This is a genomic window from Streptosporangium sp. LJ11 (genome assembly GCF_051918945.1).
In the GTDB taxonomy this organism is placed as follows: domain Bacteria; phylum Actinomycetota; class Actinomycetes; order Streptosporangiales; family Streptosporangiaceae; genus Streptosporangium.
In genome coordinates, this window is sequence record NZ_JBPXMB010000006.1 from 24,487 (window position 1) to 42,167 (window position 17,681).

Annotated in this window: 14 protein-coding genes; 7 read left to right on the plus strand and 7 right to left on the minus strand. The window is 72.1% G+C overall.

All coding sequences use genetic code 11. The features are described from left to right. Positions 1-345: 345 nt before the first annotated feature. From ACTOQ3_RS10775 to ACTOQ3_RS10785, 3 genes are all read right to left on the minus strand, one after another. Positions 346-1,104: an SDR family NAD(P)-dependent oxidoreductase gene (locus tag ACTOQ3_RS10775; RefSeq protein WP_440083201.1), complete on the minus strand. Its 759-nt coding sequence runs from the start codon at positions 1,102-1,104 to the stop codon at positions 346-348. Positions 1,105-1,199: 95 nt separating this feature from the next. Continuing rightward, positions 1,200-2,162, minus strand: a complete 963-nt coding sequence (locus ACTOQ3_RS10780) for an alpha/beta hydrolase (RefSeq protein ID WP_440083202.1) — start codon at positions 2,160-2,162, stop codon at positions 1,200-1,202. A gap of 55 nt (positions 2,163-2,217) precedes the next feature. Further along, positions 2,218-2,523, minus strand: a complete 306-nt coding sequence (locus tag ACTOQ3_RS10785; protein ID WP_440083203.1) for a putative quinol monooxygenase — start codon at positions 2,521-2,523, stop codon at positions 2,218-2,220. Between the two features lie 157 nt (positions 2,524-2,680). On the opposite strand from ACTOQ3_RS10785, the gene ACTOQ3_RS10790 reads away from it, so the two are divergent. From ACTOQ3_RS10790 to ACTOQ3_RS10800, 3 genes are all read left to right on the plus strand, one after another. Continuing rightward, positions 2,681-3,583, plus strand: coding sequence for an AraC family transcriptional regulator (locus tag ACTOQ3_RS10790; RefSeq protein WP_440083204.1), 903 nt, complete (start codon positions 2,681-2,683; stop codon positions 3,581-3,583). A 120-nt stretch (positions 3,584-3,703) separates the two neighbouring features. Then, entirely contained in the window at positions 3,704-4,969 is a 1,266-nt protein-coding gene (locus ACTOQ3_RS10795) for a pyridoxal phosphate-dependent aminotransferase (protein ID WP_440083205.1), read from the plus strand. 236 nt (positions 4,970-5,205) lie between these two features. Beyond that, positions 5,206-6,432, plus strand: coding sequence for an acetyl-CoA acetyltransferase (locus tag ACTOQ3_RS10800; protein WP_440083206.1), 1,227 nt, complete (start codon positions 5,206-5,208; stop codon positions 6,430-6,432). 217 nt (positions 6,433-6,649) lie between these two features. Here ACTOQ3_RS10800 and ACTOQ3_RS10805 read toward each other — a convergent pair whose 3' ends face one another. The 3 genes from ACTOQ3_RS10805 to ACTOQ3_RS10815 form a co-directional block, all read right to left on the minus strand. Continuing rightward, positions 6,650-7,606: a hypothetical protein gene (locus ACTOQ3_RS10805; RefSeq protein WP_440083207.1), complete on the minus strand. Its 957-nt coding sequence runs from the start codon at positions 7,604-7,606 to the stop codon at positions 6,650-6,652. Beyond that, positions 7,603-8,163 carry an RNA polymerase sigma factor gene (locus tag ACTOQ3_RS10810; RefSeq protein ID WP_440083208.1) on the minus strand — a complete coding sequence of 187 codons (561 nt, stop codon included), beginning with the start codon at positions 8,161-8,163 and terminating at the stop codon, positions 7,603-7,605. Before ACTOQ3_RS10810 ends, ACTOQ3_RS10805 begins: the two co-directional genes overlap by 4 nt. A 110-nt stretch (positions 8,164-8,273) precedes the next feature. Then, entirely contained in the window at positions 8,274-9,290 is a 1,017-nt protein-coding gene (locus ACTOQ3_RS10815) for a carboxymuconolactone decarboxylase family protein (RefSeq protein WP_440083209.1), read from the minus strand. 1,278 nt (positions 9,291-10,568) lie between these two features. On the opposite strand from ACTOQ3_RS10815, the gene ACTOQ3_RS10820 reads away from it, so the two are divergent. The 4 genes from ACTOQ3_RS10820 to ACTOQ3_RS10835 all read left to right on the plus strand — a co-directional run bounded on the left by ACTOQ3_RS10820 (position 10,569) and on the right by ACTOQ3_RS10835 (position 16,557). Further along, positions 10,569-13,328 carry an AAA family ATPase gene (locus ACTOQ3_RS10820; protein WP_440083210.1) on the plus strand — a complete coding sequence of 920 codons (2,760 nt, stop codon included), beginning with the start codon at positions 10,569-10,571 and terminating at the stop codon, positions 13,326-13,328. Between the two features lie 216 nt (positions 13,329-13,544). Beyond that, the gene (locus ACTOQ3_RS10825; protein WP_440083211.1) at positions 13,545-13,685 is read left to right on the plus strand and encodes a hypothetical protein; all 141 of its coding nucleotides are present in this window, start codon (positions 13,545-13,547) and stop codon (positions 13,683-13,685) included. Between the two features lie 298 nt (positions 13,686-13,983). Continuing rightward, positions 13,984-15,411 (plus strand): hypothetical protein, encoded by a 1,428-nt coding sequence (locus ACTOQ3_RS10830; protein ID WP_440083212.1) that lies wholly within the window; start codon positions 13,984-13,986, stop codon positions 15,409-15,411. A gap of 252 nt (positions 15,412-15,663) precedes the next feature. After that, positions 15,664-16,557: a tetratricopeptide repeat protein gene (locus ACTOQ3_RS10835; protein WP_440083213.1), complete on the plus strand. Its 894-nt coding sequence runs from the start codon at positions 15,664-15,666 to the stop codon at positions 16,555-16,557. Positions 16,558-16,900: 343 nt separating this feature from the next. Here the strand turns inward: ACTOQ3_RS10835 and ACTOQ3_RS10840 are convergent, their stop codons facing one another. Continuing rightward, a complete protein-coding gene (locus ACTOQ3_RS10840) occupies positions 16,901-17,599 on the minus strand; it encodes a neutral zinc metallopeptidase (protein WP_440083214.1) in 699 nt (232 codons plus the stop codon). Positions 17,600-17,681: the final 82 nt, after the last annotated feature.

Below are 17,681 nucleotides of genomic sequence, written 5' to 3' on the forward strand. Positions count from 1 at the left end.
GATCCCACGCCGATGAATGCCCCAAGGAGTGTCGTCGCAAACGGCAGCCAATCCATACGTCGATCATAGAACGGGCTCATGATCTCCGACTTGACTTTCTCGCTCGGTATGCGACTCTTCAGCCGATCGTACCCGGCGACGTCCATGTGCCGGCGACCGCCGATGCGGTGAGGCTTTTCATCCCGATGGCCTGGTGCGGCAGATCCGCGTGGAACGGTGCCCCCGGTGAACTCGCGAGAACTTGCAGCGGGGTGATCCACCGGCTGACTGTGAGCGGTGCGGGGCCGTGCGATCGATGTCCGGCCGGTGGCCGCACCGGAGGCCACCGGCCGCGGGGCGAGGCGGTCAGAGGTTGTAGCCGCCGGAGACCTCGATGTCCTGCGCGGTCATCCAGCGGCATTCCTCGGTCAGCAGTGTCGCGATCACCATGCCGATGTCGTCGGGTTCGCCGAGCCGTCCGAGGGCGGTCCTGGCCGCGAGCGCGGGGATCACCTCGGGGTGGCGTTCGAACGCGTCGCCGCCGATGCGGGTGCGGGTGGAACCGGGGGAGACGGAGTTGACGCGGATACCGCGCTCGCTGAACTCCTTGGCCAGATAGCGGGTCAGCACGACCAGACCGCCCTTCATGGTGCCGTAGGCGGAGTAGCCGGGCTCCAGGCCGGAGAACAGGGCCGCGTTGCTCGTGGTGTTGACGATCGCGCCGCCGTCGGCCAGCAACGGCAGCAGGGTCTGGGTCAGGAAGTACGGGCCCTTGAGCAGCACCCGCATGAGCGTGTCGAACATCTCCTCGGTCGTGTCCTCGAACATCGCCATCTGGCCGAAGCCGGCGTTGTTGACCAGGAAGTCGAACGTGTCGCGCCGCCAGGTGTCGCGCAGCGCCCCGGCGACGGACTCGCGGAAGGCCGGGAACGTCTCCGAGCGGCCGACGGCCAGCGGCAGCGCGACGGCGGTGCCGCCGGCCTTCTCGATCGTCGCCACCGTGTCCAGGGCTCCGGGCTCGTTGCCGTGATAGGTCAGGATCACTCCCGTTCCGCGCCTGGCGATCTGGATGGCGGCGCTCTGCCCGATACCGGAGCTGGCACCGGTGACGATGGCTACCTGCATGATTGGACTCTCCTGTTCGTTCGTGGAGGGGGCACCGGCTCGGCGGTGCCGGCTTTCGTGTGTTCAGGCCGACGGGTCCGGGATCCGCGGTGTGTTCAGGCCGCCGGGTTCAGGACCCGGGCGAGCCAGTCGCCGCGCGTCCGGCGCGCCGTGGCCGAGACGCGCGCCTGCGGGTACAGCGCGTCGAATCCGTGGAAGCCTCCCGCCCAGACGTGGAGCTCCGCCTGACCGCCCGCCGCCCAGATCCTGGTGGCGTAGTCGACGTCCTCGTCGCGGAAGACCTCGGCCGTGCCGGCGTCGATGTAGGTGGTCGGCAGGCCCGAGAGATCGTCGGCCACCGCGGGGGAGACGTAGCCGGGCACGTCCTGGCCGGCGAGGTCACCGAGAACCGATCGCCATCCGAACTCGTTCATCTCGCGGGTCCAGACGCCTTCCCCGCCGGAGAACTGCCTGCTGGAGGTGGTGACGTTGCGGTGGTCGAGCATGGGGCAGATCAGCACCTGGGCGGCGATCGCCGGGGCGCCGCGGTCGCGTGCCATCAGCGTGACTCCGGCGGCGAGGCCACCCCCGGCGCTGGCGCCCGCGACGACGACGCGGGTGGGATCGACGCCCAGCTCGCCGGCGTGCTCGGCGACCCAGAGCAGACCGTGGTAGCAGTCCTCGACCAGCGTCGTGCCGCCGGCCTCCGGCGCCAGCCGGTAGTCCACGGAGATCACGACGGCGCCGAGCCGGTCGAGCCAGTCGAGGGGGGTGTCGATCTGCGAGAAGCGGTCTCCCATGACCATCCCGCCGCCGTGGATCCAGTAGACGCACGGTGCCGCCGCGGCGCGATCGGTGCCGGCGGGGCTGAGGACCGACAGCGGGAGCCGCGTGCCGTCCGGGGTGGGGATGGTGAGCTCCCTGCGGTCGACGGCACGGCCGTCGAGGAGGGAGTCGATCGGCGTCGACGGGAACCGGCGCAGCTGGGCGAGCACATCGGGGTTGAGCTCGGACATGAGCGGCATCTCCGCGAGAAGAGCGCGCAGCTCGGGGTCGAGGTCGGGGCGTGCCGGTGTCATGGCGGGGTTCCTTTTACTGAGGTTCGCTGGGGTCGGCGGGGGTCGGCCGGGGTTCTCAGAAGGCGGCCTTGCCGCCGACCGGCACCTCGTCGGTGTACCGGGACTCGCCGGCGAGCAGCGGCTGGAGTTTGGCGACCAGCGCCTGCGCCTCCTCGGTCGCGAAGAACCTGCCGTGGGCCTCTTCGCTGGTCCAGCCCTCGGTGACGGAGACGATGTCCGGGTCGCCGGCCGATCGGCTGACCAGGAAGACGACGCAGTCCTCGTTCGACAGGGACGGTGCGTCGAGCAGGAACGCGACCAGCTCGTCACCCCTGCCGGGCTGCGCGGTCATGGTGGCGTGGAAACCGTGGTCGACGGCCATGGGGGTATCTCCTCATTCGTGGAGCGCTCTTGCGCCCCTGGGATTTCGATATGCCCATGTAAGCATCGCTGCCAGCGGAAACGTTAGAACGATGCTCTCGACCTCTTGCCTGATCCTATCGCTGTGAGAATTATCAGGCTTGTGCTTCAATCGGGTCATGGACCTTGACGAGCTGCGCGCCCTGCTCGCCCGCCATGCCCGGCCCGACATGACCACCGACATCGACGGCGTCCTGGTCTCGAAGGTCGAGGAGCCGGATCCGCCGTCGCCGTCGATGTCGGGCACGGTGCTGGCACTCATCGCGCAGGGCGCGAAACGGATCGCGCTGGGCGACCGCGTGTACGAGTACCGTGCCGGGCAGTATCTCGTCGCCTCGGTTGACATGCCGATCACCGGCCACTTCACCGAGGCGAGCCCCGAGCGGCCGGCGATGGGCTTCGGCCTGATCCTGCACCCGGCCACCGTCGCCGAGCTGTTGCTGCAGGCGGCCCCCGGCGACCTCCCGCCCGGTGGCGGCACGCCGTCCGGCATGGCCGTCAGCGACGCGCCCGACGCGCTCGTCGACGCGGTGATCCGGCTGCTGCGCCTGCTCGACCGGCCACGCGACGTGGCGGTGCTCGCACCGCTGATCAAGCGGGAGATCCTCTGGCGGCTCGTCACCGGCGAGCAGGGCGCCGTCGTACGCCAGCTCGGCCTCGCCGACAGCAACCTCACCCACGTCGCCCGGGCGGTCCGGTGGATCCGCGACCACTACACGCAGTCCTTCCGGGTGGAGGACGTGGCGCAGCTGTCCGGCATGAGCGTCTCCGCGTTCTACCGCAACTTCCAGGCGGTCACCGCCATGAGCCCCATCCAGTTCCAGAAGCAGATCCGGCTGCAGGAGGCCCGGCTGCTGCTCGCCGCACATCCCCACGACGTCACCGGGGTCGGCTACCGCGTCGGCTACGAAAGCCCGTCCCAGTTCAGCCGCGAGTATCGCCGCCAGTTCGGCGCGCCACCGAGCGAGGACGCCGCCCGCCTGCGCGGAAGGACACCCGGCACCGCACCGGCCCTGGTGTAGGAGCCGGGGCGGATCGTCGCTGAACCAGCTCGTATCCAGGTGCGTAGCTGGGGGTGTCAGAGGCGTTGGACGTCCGCCAGGAGGAGGCCCCAGTTGGCCGGTCCCACCGATCGCAGCCGAGTGCGCACCGCAGCGCACAGCCCGTCGTACTTCTCGCTCATGCGGGCCGCGCCGGAGCAGCCGGAGCAGGGGGAGGAACTGGTCGACTTCTGCATCCCCTGCAACCCCTACTTCCCCACACCCGAGGTCTTCGGCATCCTGGAACGCAACCTCGGCACGATCCTGAAGTTCTACCCCAGCGACGCCGACACGATCACCGCCGAGCTCTGCGGGGTGCTGGGCCTGAACCCGCAGACCGTCGTGATGGGCAACGGGTCGACGGAACTCATCACCTGGATCGACCACCTGCTGGTCAGGGAGAGCCTGGCCGTGCCGATCCCCACGTTCGGCCGCTGGACCGACCAGCCGATGGAGACCGGCAAGCGGGTGGACATGTACCCGCTGCCGGAGAACCAGGGGTTCGCGCTGGACGTGGACGCCTTCGTCAACTTCGTCCGGCATCGCGGCTCCCGGGTGGCGGTCATCTGCAACCCGAACAATCCCGACGGGGGCTACCTGCGCCGCCACGAGGTCATCGCCCTGCTCGACAGGCTCGTCGACCTCGACCTGGTCGTGGTGGACGAGTCGTTCATCGACTTCGTCGACGCCGAGCCGTACCCGAGCGTCGCGAACGAGGCCGCCATCCGGCCCAACGTGGTCGTGCTGAAGAGCCTCGGCAAGAACTTCGGGCTGCACGGCATCCGCTTCGGCTACATGGTGGCCAACCCCGCGCTGGCGGGCAGGGTGCGGCGCGCCCTGCCCAAGTGGAACCTGAACTCCTTCGCCGAGACCGTGGTCTTCATGATCCGCCAGCACATGTCCGAGTATCTGGACAGCCTCCGGCTGCTCGCCCTGGACCGCGAGTCGATGCGCTACCAGCTGACCCGGGTCCCCGGCCTCACCGTCTTCCCCTCCCAGGGCAACTTCCTGCTGGTACGGCTCCCCGGCGGCAGGGACGGCGCCGCGCTGCGCGACCAGCTGCTCGACGAGCACAACCTCTTCGTCCGCGAGTGCGGCGACAAACTCGGCATGACCAGCCAGTTCATGCGCCTGGTGGTCCGGCCGGAGCGGGACGTGCGGCGCCTGATCAGCGGGCTGTACGCCGTCCTCTACGAGAGCGGGAACCGGTCGCTGAGCTCGGTGCCGCCGCCCCTGCCGGCACCGACCCCGACGCCTCTGTACGACCCGCTGCCCGCGTCCCTCTCGACACCCCTGCAGACGCAGACGCCCCTGTACGAGGGTGACCGCCGCTTCGACATGCTGTCGGCCGTGCCGCCCTCCATCTGAGACGCCCGCACCCGGCCGCCGGGCCCTCGCCGAGGATCCGGGAGTCCACGAAGCCGGCCGAGGGACTTCTCCGTGCGGACCTGGAAGAACGGTTCGAGGCGCGTTGACCGCATACCCTGCTCGTTGTGGCAGACCGCGTACTCTTTTTGTCGTAGTACGTCGTAGTACGTCGTAGTACGTCGTAGTACGTCGTAGTAAGAGCCGGACAGTGGACGGATCTCAGCGAGGAGGCACCCGTGCCGGACGCGGTATGGATCCTGGGCGGCTACCAGAGCGACTTCGCCCGCAACTGGTCGCGGGCCGGTCAGGGGTTCGCCGAGCTCACCGGGGAGGTCGTGCGCGGCACCCTCGACGACGCCGGTCTCACCGCCTCCGACGTGGACGTCATCCACGTCGGCAACGCCTTCGGCCAGCTCTTCACCGGACAGGGGCAGCTGGGCGGCATGCCCGCCACCGTCGAGCCCGGGCTGTGGGAGATCCCCTCGGCCAGGCACGAGGCGGCCTGCGCCTCCGGCGGCGTCGCCGCGCTGGCCGCGATGGCCGACATCGAGTCCGGGCGCTACGACTGTGCCCTGGTCCTCGGCCTGGAGCTGGAGCGCACCGTGCCCGGCGACCTCGCCGCCGGGCACCTCGGCGCCGCCGCGTGGGTGGGCCACGAGGGACAGGACGCGAAGTTCGTGTGGCCCCACATGTTCAGCGCCCTCGCCGACGAGTACGACCGGCGCCACGGCCTCGACGACGCCCATCTGCGGGCCGTCGCCGAGCTCAACTTCCGCAACGCCAGGGCCAATCCCAACGCGCAGACGCGCGGGTGGACGTTCACCGAGGCGAGCTTCGCCGCCGACGACGAGGCCAACCCGGTGGTGGAGGGCAGGCTGCGGCGTACGGACTGCAGCCAGATCACCGACGGCGGCGCCGGGGTGGTGCTGGTCGGGAAGCGTTTCCTGTCCCGCCACCCCGGACTCGCGCGCGAGGGCCGCCTCGCCCGGGTGCTCGGCTGGGGGCACCGGACCGTCGGGCTCCCGCTGGCGATGAAGCTGGAGCGCAGCCGCGACGAGCCGTACGTGCTGCCGCACGTGCGCAACGCGGTGCTCGACGCGTTCTCCCGCGCGGGTGTCGGCGGCGTCGACGACCTGGACGGCATCGAGACGCACGACTGCTTCACCATGTCGCAGTACGCCGCGATCGACCACTTCGGCATCACCGGACCCGGTGAGAGCTGGAAGGCCATCGAGAACGGCGACCTGGAGATCGGCGGGCGCATCCCCGTCAACCCGAGCGGCGGTCTCATCGGCGGCGGCCACCCGGTCGGCGCCACCGGGGTCCGGATGCTCCTCGACGCCGCCCGCCAGGTCACCGGCAGGGCCGGTGCCTACCAGGTCGAGGGGGCGCGCCGGTTCGGCACGCTCAACATCGGCGGCAGTACCACCACGACCGTCGGTTTCGTCGTCGGGGCCGGGTAGTCGAGGCGGAGGGCGCCCGGGGGGCCGTCGCGGCGCTGGACGCGCACGGCCACCCGTACCGGATCCTGCACGTCGCGGTGACGGACATGCGTCATGTCAAGATTCGCCGGAAAGGCCGGCAGGCGGGCGGCTGAACCGGCAGGCTCCCGCCCTCCGGTGAGGGCGGGAGCCGGTTCCCGCGCGATCAGGAGGCGGGCGGGAGCCGGTTCCCGCGCGATCAGGAGGCGGGCGGTGGCGCGCTTCCGTTGTAGAACGGGTTCTCGGGCAATCGCCCGGGCGTGACGAGCAGCCGGATCACCCCGGCCTTCACCTGCCAGGCGTTCCAGACGGTCCAGTCACGTCCGACGCTGTCGGCGGGGAGCGGCTCGAAGGACAGCCCGCCCGTCTTCGCGTCGATCCGGATGAGGCTGAACACCGTGGCCAGGTCGCGTTTCCGCGCCTCGGTCAGGATCTCGTCCACCGGGCGGCCGTCCCTCAGCCGTACCCCGGCGAACATCTCGCCGGGAGCCATGGCCAGGTCGAAGTTCGCGTACTCCTCTCCCTGCCTCGCCTGGCGCCCCAGCCTGACGTCCACCTTGCCGGTGAATCCGGCGGGAATCCGCATCACCATCACGCACCCGGCGTCCCTGCCCGGCTCGCATCTCCCGGGGGCCGTCTCCATCGAGAGGGGGACACCGCCGAACCGGGGACCGGAGGGATCCGGCGGCGTCCCCGTGTCGGGCCCGTCGTCACCCGAGATCATCATTCCCATGATCTCTCCGACGCCGCCCGGCGAGACGGGCACCGGGCGCAGCGTGATGTCCAGGCCGACCGCGCGGAACGCCTCGGTGTACCTGGCGTGGTCGGCGAACGGGTCCTTGATGCGGGCGACGTACTGCTCACCGTCCAGCACGATGTCAACGGCGGAGTTCGCGTAGCTCGTGGCGCTCCCGTCACGCAACAGGCCGGGGCCGGCGACGAGTGCGGCGACGAGCACCCCGGAGGTGAGCGCCCCGGTCACCAGGCGCGGTCTCCACGACCGGCGGTGCGACGGCGAGGCCGCGGGGACCTCGGACCCGGATTCGGACACGATCGACGCCAGCAGTGCCCGCGCCCCCGCGGCGGACACCTGACCGGCCAGCTCGTCGTCGCGGACGCGGGGCGGCGGGCCCACCCGCTCATCGGTGTTCTTCACGAGGACCTCCACGTCGGGACCCGTGCGGCCCGGCTCATCGGGGTGAATTCGATCCCGGCCTCCGCCAGCCCGCGCGAGAAGCGCCGGCGGGCCCGGTGGAGCCGGATGCGTACGGCGTTGCGGGAACGGCCCAGGACGGACGCGATCTCTCCGGCGTCCAGGCCCTCCCAGACCACGAGCGACAGCACCTCGCGATCGTCGTCGGACAGTTCACGAAAGACCCGTCCGATCGCCCCGAGTTCCATCCCCTCCGCGGGCGGCGCGGCGCGGGCGTAGAGATCGGCGACGTCCTCGCGCAGCGCCGTCTGGTGGGTGTGACGGCGGATCAGGCCCCGGCGGTGGTTGGCCAGGACGTTGCGTGCCACGCCGTACAGCCACAGCCTCGCCTGCTCGCCGGGTGGCAGGTCGTCCACCCGGCGCCACGCGATCTCGAACGTCTCGGCCACCACGTCGGCCGCGTCCTCCGGGGAGTCGCAGCGGCGCGTCGCGTAGCCGAGGATCCGTTCGTACGTGTCGAGATAGACCTGCTCGAACCGGGCTCTTCGGTCGTCAAGCACGGGCGGTTCCCATGGCAGGAGGCCTCCTCTGGTGGGGGTCGTGGACACCCATCCATGTCGAAGGCGCCGACATCATTTCTCTCAGACCCGGAAATTTCTGGAAACGCCGCTCAGCCGGTGGCCGGTGCCCGGCCGATGCCCGCCTCGACGCGCTCGACGGCGATCATCGCGCCGAAGGCGAGCAGGTGCAGCAGGCAGTGGTCGCTGTACCGGTCGCCACGCCAGCGGGCGACGTCGTCCTCGGTGACCTGGTCCGGCGCCAGCGCCGCGAGGATCGCCAGGGTCGCCCCGGCGCGGTCGCCGGGGGACAGCGCGTCGAGCGAGGTGGCGGGCCACCCGTCGTCGGCGGGGAGATAGTCGCCGAGGTGACGGCCGACGGTGTCGCGTACCGCCGCGCGGGCGTCCTCGGACAGCAGGAACCCGCCCTTCGCCGCCGAGTCCCGCAGTGCCGCGTACGCGGGTCCGACGGGGCTTTCCCCCGCCCAGGCGGGTACGGGCCCGGCCTCGCCGTCCTTCAGAAGGAGAAGGCCGTCGCCGGAGCGGCGCCGCTCGACGGCGCGGGCGATCGGCGCGCCCTCGAAGGGGCGTGCGGTGTCCGACTCCCGCATGCCGCCGGGAAGCAGGTGCTCCGCGAGCAGTATCAGGACCATGCGGTTGACGAAGTGCAGCGCCAGCGCGGTCCCGACGTACTCCGGGGCGAGCGCCTCGGGGACGGGCGGCGCCCCCGGGGCCGGCGAGCCCGGGGCGCCGGTGGACCTCGCCCACCGGACGACGGCCGCGGCGTCCTCGTCCGCCGGGTCGTCACCGCGGCGGAGCGCCCGCGCGATGTCGCCTCCCCCGGACAGCTCGAGGAAGACCAGATGTCCGGCTATGTCGTACTCACACCGGTTGACCTGGGAGACGGAGACCGCGACGGCCTCCTTGTGCCGGCGGGGAACGGACCCGGCCAGCAGCGACTCGCGCAGCAGCGCCCAGCCAGGGGCGAGCAGTTCGGGGGCGGGGGACATCATCATGACCGCCGGGCCGATGCTGCTGAACTCGGCGTCGACCTGGTCGTAGACGGCGGCCACCTGCCCGGTGGCGGTCTCGGGCGGCACCGGGGTGACGTGGCGGAAGAGGGAGGGCATCGAGCGGTCCTTTCGCTGACGGTCGCGCTGCCGGAGGGGGTGTGCCCGGAGCACACCGGGTCGAGGCGTGCCGGGACGGTTCCCCCGAACGAGCGTGGGCTGCGATCGTCGCCCCTGTGCCGGCCCGCGGTCGTGGTACCCGGGGAGGTTCTTTCGGCTACGCCGCGAGGAGCAGGGGAGGCGGCGGAACTACCGCGCCGGGATCAGCGCCGCCACCGCACGGGATCGACGGTCGCGTCCGGCCTTCCGGTGACGCCGAGGACGGGGACGCCTGAGAACCGGGACGTCTTCGAGGCCGCCGGGGAGCGCGGCGGTTCCCGCGGTGGCGGTGCCGCGCGAGGGGAGCACCCCGTCCCTCTCGGCGGCGCGCTGCGCGTGGCGGACGGGACGGTGACCGAATGGCTGGAATACTACGACCGGGCCACCCCGCTGCGCGGGACGGCTCCCGGTACGGACTTCGCGGCATGGCGACCCCCGCCCCGCAGGGCTCGGGGCACTCGGTTCCGCGACGCCGGACTCCGGGACGCCGGGCTCCGAGGTGTCCAGGCCGGGCCCGCCCGGTCATCGTCCGTCCGGGTCCGGCTCGTGGGGGGCCGGACCCGGCGGGCCGTCGGCGGCTCCCGGGGAGCCGCCGTGACCGGCGAGGACGTGACCCGCCACCTCTCCGGGCGGGTCGCGGGCCACCGGAGGCGCTTCGGGCGTCCGCCGTCGACGGGCTTTGCGCGCGACGCGGCCAGGAAGGTGCGCGAGGAGGTGCTCACCGGCCCCGGCCGGAGCGCTGAGCGAACGCCTCGGACCGTGGTCGGGAAATCGCACTCGGTATCCGTCGTGTACTTTCTCGCGTAATGTGCGAGGTATTGCACACTTCGTGTCACCGGATACTTACCGAACGCAGAAATCGTCGAACGCGCGAAATCCGGCCGCACGTACGGCCATCAATGGCCACGGCCTCTTCACCGCCGGCCGCATTCGTGAACCGCCGTACGCGTTGGCGTGAGTGGATCGGTCCCATTCCGGGAAAACCCGCATGAACTCCAGAGAACACCAGGTGGGAGCGGGTGGGAGTGGGCATCGCGAGTCTCCCGGGCGGGTTCTCGGCGTGTCCGGGCGGTCGCGGTCCGCGTCCGGAGCGTTCCGCGGACGAGGGAATCCGGCTGATGTGAAATTCATTCGGATCCGTTTCGTGAAGAATCTTCAGATGAAATCCATGCCGATAGGCTGATTCCTGACCCATAATCGCCGTCAAGAACATGGGGATCGTGAAAAGGGAGCGCTGCGTTGCACGGCAGAACCTCTCCGCTGTTCATCGGCCGGAAGCGGGAACTCGACTTCCTCGGGGAGGCGTGGGGCGAGGCCAGACGCCGTGACGCGCGGATCGTGGGTGTCCGGGGGGCGTCGGGGATGGGCAAGACCGAGCTGGTCGAGCGCTTCCTGCGTACCGTGCCCGGCGTGCGGATCGTCCGCGCCTTCGGTGACGAGGACGCGCTCGCCCACCCGTGGGGGGTGCTGGAACAGATCGCCGAGCAGCTGCCGACCCCGGCGCTCGCCAGGACGCTGTCGGGCCAGTCCGAGGCGGCCTTCGTCGGACAGGCCCTCGCGGCGGAGTTCGCCGCCGCGGACGCGCTGATCGTGGTCGTCGACGACGCGCACTGCGGCGACCGGCAGTCGATGGCCGCGCTCCGCCTGGCGGCCCGGCGCCTGCGCAACGCCCAGGTCATGCTCCTGGTCGTGCACCAGGCCCCCGGGTACGCGACGGGAGCGGCGCCGGACGCTCCCCGCCTGGAGCTCCACGAGGGATGGGAACGGATCTTCGACTCGGCGCAGGGGCGCCTGCTCCAGGTCGAGGGGCTCCCCGCCGACGACCTCGTGAGGCTCGCCGTCGCGACCGGCCACGACGGGCTCACCCCCTCCGGCGCCAGGAGGCTGCACGAGCACACCAACGGCAACGCGCTGCACTCGGTCCTCCTGCTTGACCAGGTGGAGATGCACTCGATCAACTTCGGCAACGGCCCGCTGCCCGCCCCCCGCGGCATGACGCAGGCCGTCGTGGCGCGGCTGGCGTCGTGCGGCCGCCGTACCCGCGAGGTCGTCGGCGCGGCGGCGGTGCTCGGCCGCCGCTTCGGCCTGGCCGACCTGCGCGCGCTCTCCGGCGTCGCCGACGCCACGACGCCCCTCGCGGAGGCCGTCGACGCCGGGCTGGTCAAGGAGATTCCCGGGACGGCGGGGCAGGAGTTCGCGTTCACCACCCTGCTCGTCTGGGACCGCATCTACTACGACTCCGGTGTCGAGCGCCGCCGTGCCCTGCACCGCAGTGCCGCCCTGCTCGGCGGTCCCGGCGCGCTGTGGCACGGGATCGCGGCGTCCGGCGGCGGTACGGACGGTGAGCTCGCCGCGCTGGCGCAGGAGGAGGCCCAGTCCCTGCTGTCGCGCGGCAGGCTCCCCCTGGCGGCGGTGTACGCCCGCCACGCCGCGGAGCTGACCCCGCCGGGACCGGACAGGGTGGCCCGCCTGCTGACGGCAGTGGAGACCCTGCTGGTCTCCGGTGACGCCACCGTCGCCCGGCGCTACGAGAGCGAGATCCTCGCGGCGCCGCGAGGCCCCTGGCGCGACTACGTCGCCGGTTACCAGGCCCTGATCTCCGGGCGCGTCGCGGAGGCCAAGCTCCTGCTGGTCCAGGCGCTGGGCGCCGCCGGGCGCGACACGGCGGAGAGCCCGCACACGCCCGCGGACCTGCGGGCGCGCATCGCGGCCCAGCTCGCGATCATCGGGGTGGTCGAGATCTCCTACCCCGAGATGGTCGAGTACGGCACGGCGGCCGTCGCGGCGGGCAGCGACGAGCCGTGGGTACGCGCGTTCGCCTGGTTCGCCCAGTCCCTGGGCTGGACCCTGGCCGGACGGGCCGAGGAGGCGCTGGCGTCCCTGGCGGACGCCGACCTGCCGGGTTCGGTGGCCGGGCTGGACGGGCTGGTGGCCAGAGGAATGATCCGGTTGTGGACCGACGACCTGGAGGGCGCGTCCGCCGACCTGCGTGAGAGCGTCGCGCGGGCCACGCGCGGCGAGGCGCTGCGGGTCGGCCAGGCACTCGGCTTCCTGGGCGAGGTCGAGTACCGGCGGGGCAGGCTCGACGACGCCGTCCAGTTCACCCGGCTCGCCGTCGGCGACGCCGAGGAGAACGAGCGGGTCTGGGACTACGCGCTCCTGCACTCCCTGGCGTGCTTCCCTCACGCGGCCCGGGGAGAGTGGGACCGGGCGCGCGAGCACGCCCGCCAGGCCACGGAGTGGGCGCCGCTCGTCGAGAGCAGGGCGAGCCTCGCCTACGCGGCGGGCGCACGCGCGGCGGTCGCCCAGGCCCAGGGCGACGTCCAGCGGCTGCTCAGCGCGGCCGAGGCGATCGAGCTGCACTACGACTCCCTGGAGCCGGGCACCCACCTGTTCGGCCCGATCGGCGCCGACGCGCTCTCCCAGCTCGGCCGGGCCGACGAGGCGGACGTCGCGCTGGGCGTCTTCAGCGACAGGGCCGCGTCGAGCGGGCGCCGCTCGACCCTGATGTCCATCGCCAGGGTGCGGGGCCAGATCGCCGCCGTCCGGGGCGACCACGCGGGCGCCGTACGGGAGTGCGAGGAGGCCCTCTCCCTGGCCCGCGAGGTGGGCCTGCCGATCGAGGCCGGCAGGATCGACCTGGTGATGACGCGCTCCCAGCACGCCCGGGGCCGCCACGCCGAGGCGGAACGGCTGCTGAGGCGGGCACTGGTCGCCTTCAACCGTACCGGCGCCGCGGCCTACGCCGCCCTCGCCCTGAAGACGGCCGGGGAGCTCCGGCTTTCCGTGGACGGCCCCAACGCCGCCTTCAGCAGTCTCACCGGGGCCGAGCGCGAGGTCGTGGCGATGGTCTGCGAGGGCATGACCACCCGTCAGATCGCGCAGAAGCGCCTGGTGGCGATCAGCACCGTGGAGACGCAGCTGAACCGCATCTACGCGAAGCTGAACGTCACCAGCCGGGTCGAGCTCCGCGCGGTCCTGTCCGACCCCGACGAATGACGAGTGACGAGTGACGAACGAGGCGGTAAGGCGGACGGCCGGCATCCGGCTCGCGCGGAACGGTTCCGCGGCCATGCCGGCGTACGGGAAACGGGCATGTCGAGGTTTGTCGTGCCATCCGTAGGGGTGGTACCTGGACGCTTTCCCGGTCTCCGGCCACTACCGTGAGCGACTGCCAGAGTGCCGGGAGAGCGGCGCCGCCGACAGGAGGCCGGAATGCGGTTGACCATCGACGTCCAGAGGACCGCCACCGGTCACATCGCCGGGACGGTCGAATCCGATGACTCCGCGCAGCCCGTCCCCTTCCACGGTGTCATCGAGCTGGTCACCCTCCTGGAAACCCACCTGGACGGATGATCGCGCGAGAGGGTGCCGCGTGTCCGCCGGCGCGGGAGGCAGTCGTCCACGGAGTGTCACGCCAGGGGGGAGAACATCAGATGGGCACCACGTCCCACCTCGGGAGGGAACTCGGGAGGCAACACCGTCGCCGGCCGGCGGCGGGACGGGCGTACCACCGGCCGCCGGTCGTGACGGTCCCGCGGGCCGTAAGGGCCGTAAGGACCGCGCCGGGCAGGCAGGGCGCGCCGGGCATGCGGGGCGTTCCGGTCGTACGGGCCGGGTGGAACGGCCGCGCGGGATCGGCCGGGGCCGCCACGTGAACGCCACCATGACGGCCTTCGTACCGCCGACCGAGAGCGGCCACGACCTGCTGGACAACTGGATACGGCCGATCTGCGCGAGGCTGGGGGTCCGCCTGGCGGTCGCTCTTCCCGGTGCCGGCCAGACCACCGCGCTCGCGGCGCAGCGGGCGTCGACCTTCGTCGTGTGGGACTGCTCGGTCGAGGGACCGGAGGACGTCTACGCGGCCTTCAACATGCGCGCCAAACTCGACCCCGGCAGCATCGTCCTCAGCCGCACCCCGCTGCCCCGCAACGTGCTGACCCGCGCCAGCCACGCCCCCGTGCACGGCGAGACCCTGGGCAACCCGGAACTGGGCGAGTGGCTGGAGCGGCGCCTGCGCCGCGTGCTGGGCACGGTCCGCACGCCCGCGCCGCGCCTGCCCGCGCCCCGGGAGCACTACTGGATGTTCGACAACCCGGCCGACTACTTCCTCAGCTTCCACGGCGACCACCGGCAGGAGGCGGGGGAGTGGCGCGCGGGCTTCGAGAAGGCCCACTCGGTCACCGTGCGGATGGTGCCGCCCCGCGAGTACTCCTACCCGGCCGAGGTGGTCACCCGGCAGCAGATGTGGGAGGGCGTGGCGCGGCTGATGTACGAGATCATCGCGACGGGGAGGGCCGTCGTCCATCCCGCGCCTGACTACTTCTCGTCGTTCTGGACGGTGAGCGAGCTGCTGGCCACGCTGTGGCTGCTACCGCGCGGTTCCACGCCGCCCATGATCACCTCCGCGTACGCCGCCCGGCCCTCGGGCGGCATCCGGCGGCTGGAGCACCTCACCGCCCGTGCCGTCCTGGGCGTCCCCCTGCTGGGCGACGCCCACGCCGACCGCTTCGCCAGGCTCATCAACAACTCCGACCCGATCACCACCGCCCCGCGGATCCGCAGGCCTCCGGCGGGCCGGGGAGAGGCCGTCACCGAGACGGTCAAGCAGGCCGGCCGACACGATCCCGAACTGGCGGCCTCACGGTTCTGGGACGAGATGCGGGTGCCCTGCCCGGTCTGCGCCCCCCGGGGCAGGGCCGCCGCGAAGGTCGGCTGGGACCGGCACATGGACCTGTCGTGGGACGAGCGGGGAGTGGACCACTACGGCTACTTCACCGCGCGGCGCGAGGACCTCGGCACCGAAGGAATCCGCTGCCCCGGGTGCCGTACCCACCTGAGGCTCGTCAACGAGCACGGCGTCCGCACGCTCTGGACACCGCTCTCCGAAGGGGAGCCCGAACGGGATCGGCCGGTCATCCGGTGCGATCCGGTCTGGCAGGTGCTGCCGGACGGCCCGCGGGACGCCGGACCGCTTTCCAGGAGGCTTTCCAGGAGGAAGGACGCCGACGCCGTTCTCGACCTCCAGGGCAGGGGGTCCACCGCCGAGACGAGATGGGCGTCGGCGCGCAGCTTCGTCTGACCGCGCGAGGCTCCCTTCGGGTCTCGTCACCCCACCGACGGGAGCGTTCCAAAACATCGGCCGGCCTGGTCATCGCCCTCGACGGGGCCAGACCGGCGAGAGGCCGGCGAGTGCCCGGTGAGAGGAGGTTCGGTGAGAGGAGGCGAGAGGGATCCCGTTGACACCGCCCAAGCAGAGTTCCCACTCTCGAGGAGAACGGATGAACGCCATCCCGTCCCGGTCCGCGGGCCGGGACGCCGGGGTGAGGCGCCGGTGAGGGCCCCGGACCGCGAGCGCCGCCTGGCCCTGTCGCTGAGCCGTCGCTCCAGCGAGCTCGCGGCCGCCGGACGCCACGAGGAGGCGCTCGCCGCGAGCGAGGAGGCGCTCGAGATCACCCGGCGGCTGGCCGGGGACGACCGCGACACCTACCTCCCCGACCTGGCCCTGTGCCTGGCCGGCGCGGTGATGCGGTACGTCCGGCTGGGCCGCAGGCACGACGCGGTCGACGTGGGGCGCGAGGCGGTGGCCGTCAGGCGTGAGCTGGCGGAGGCGCGTCCCGACGAGTACCTGCCCCACCTGGCGGGTTCGCTGAACGGCCTCGCCTGCGACCTGGGCCGGATCGGCATGCCGGAGGCCGCCCTGGACGCCGCCCGCGAGGCGGTCGGCATCTACGAGGGGCTCGCCGTCCGGAGCCCGGCGGCACACGAGCCGAGCCTCGCGATGGCGCTGCACACGCTGGCCCAGCGGACGGCGTCGCTGGGGCGGCTGGAGGACGCCGTGCTCCACGGCACGAGAGCCGTCTCGATCCGGCGGCGGCTCGCCACGGAGAACCCGCCCGCCTACTCGGCGGCCTTCGCCACCGCGCTGCACGGCCTCGGCTGGCAGCTGGCCGCGCTCGGGCGCCGCGAGGAGGCCATCGCCGCCTACGCCGAGTCGGTCACGATCCGCCACCGGCTGGCCCGCTCGGAGGACGCCCAGGCCGCCGACCACGACTACCTGGCCGCCGTGGCGGGGGAGTGGGCGGACCTCCTCATGGACGCGGGGCGCCTCCCGGCGGCCATGGAGCCACTGGAGATCGCCAGAACCGCCTCCCTGCACGCCGGCGACACCGAACGGGCGAACCGCCTGGCCGCCCTGATGGAACGTTCCGGAAACAGCCGCGTCTGAGCCTCCGCCTCCCGTACGGGCCGGTCGACTCCGGCTTCCGTAGGGAGGGGAACGGAGGTGAGGGCGGGATCCGCGTCCCGCGCGGGAGGAGGGGACTCGCGCGGGCCGGGGCCCGCGTGCGGGAGGGGAGACCCGCACGCGGGCCGTGAGCAGGCGTGCGGGTCGGGGACGCGGGTGCGGGTCAAGGGCACGGGTTTCGTGACCCCGGCCCGGGTGACCCCTCCATCACCCAGGCCGGGGTCCTACCCGGCGGTGGGCCGGGTGCTCTGGCGGTCGCGGGCGCGCTCGTGAGGGTGGTCGCGAGCGGGATCGTGGGTGCGGCCGCGTGCCGGGACCGCCCTCGTCACGCGAAGCATCCGCCCACGCCCTGGCGGGCGCCCCGGTTGAAGGCGCCCAGTCGTTGCGCGGCGGTGCCGTGGTCGCTCACATCGGTCCAGGGAGTGTCGTCGGCGTGCTCTCGCAGAGCCGCCGAGATCTCCGCGGTGTCGCCGGTCTCGAAGTACAGGACGCCGTCATCGGCGGCTCCGAAGAGCGCCGCCCCGGCGAGGCAGTCGGCCTGGAGTTCGAGCTGCCGGGACAGCAGCCTCTCGGGAAGGCGGGCCTGGACGGCGTGGGCCCATTCGTGCGCGATGATCAGATAGACCCAGGCGTCTCCCTGCCGGTATCCCATGCGCATGAGGTCGACGTCCCACGCGACGAAGTCGTAGGGCGGCCAGCAGTACAGGGCGTTGTCATCGGGAAGGGGATATCCCTGGCACGTCGGCGCGTCGCCCCACGCGCCGTCGTACGCGCCGAGAACGCGCGGGGGCGAATACCTGCCGGGGAAGAACTCCGACCAGTGCGTCGCCCAGAACCGGTTGATGGCGTACTGGGCACTGCGAATGTCCGCGTTGATGTCGTCGAGGCTCCTCGCGGCGGCGGGCCCCACCGGGGCGTTCCCGCTCGTCGTGGCGGCCGCGGTGCCGGCGGGGACCGCGATCAGCGCGCCGACGAGCAGTGCGACGAGTGCGAGACGAGTGGTTCTCCGTCGTGAAGCGGCCATGGGCTTCTCCCCTGTCGCTGGCGGCCACATACCGGATGCAATGGTTTATCGCAGGGTTTTTTCGCAGAGCACCGTCACCATA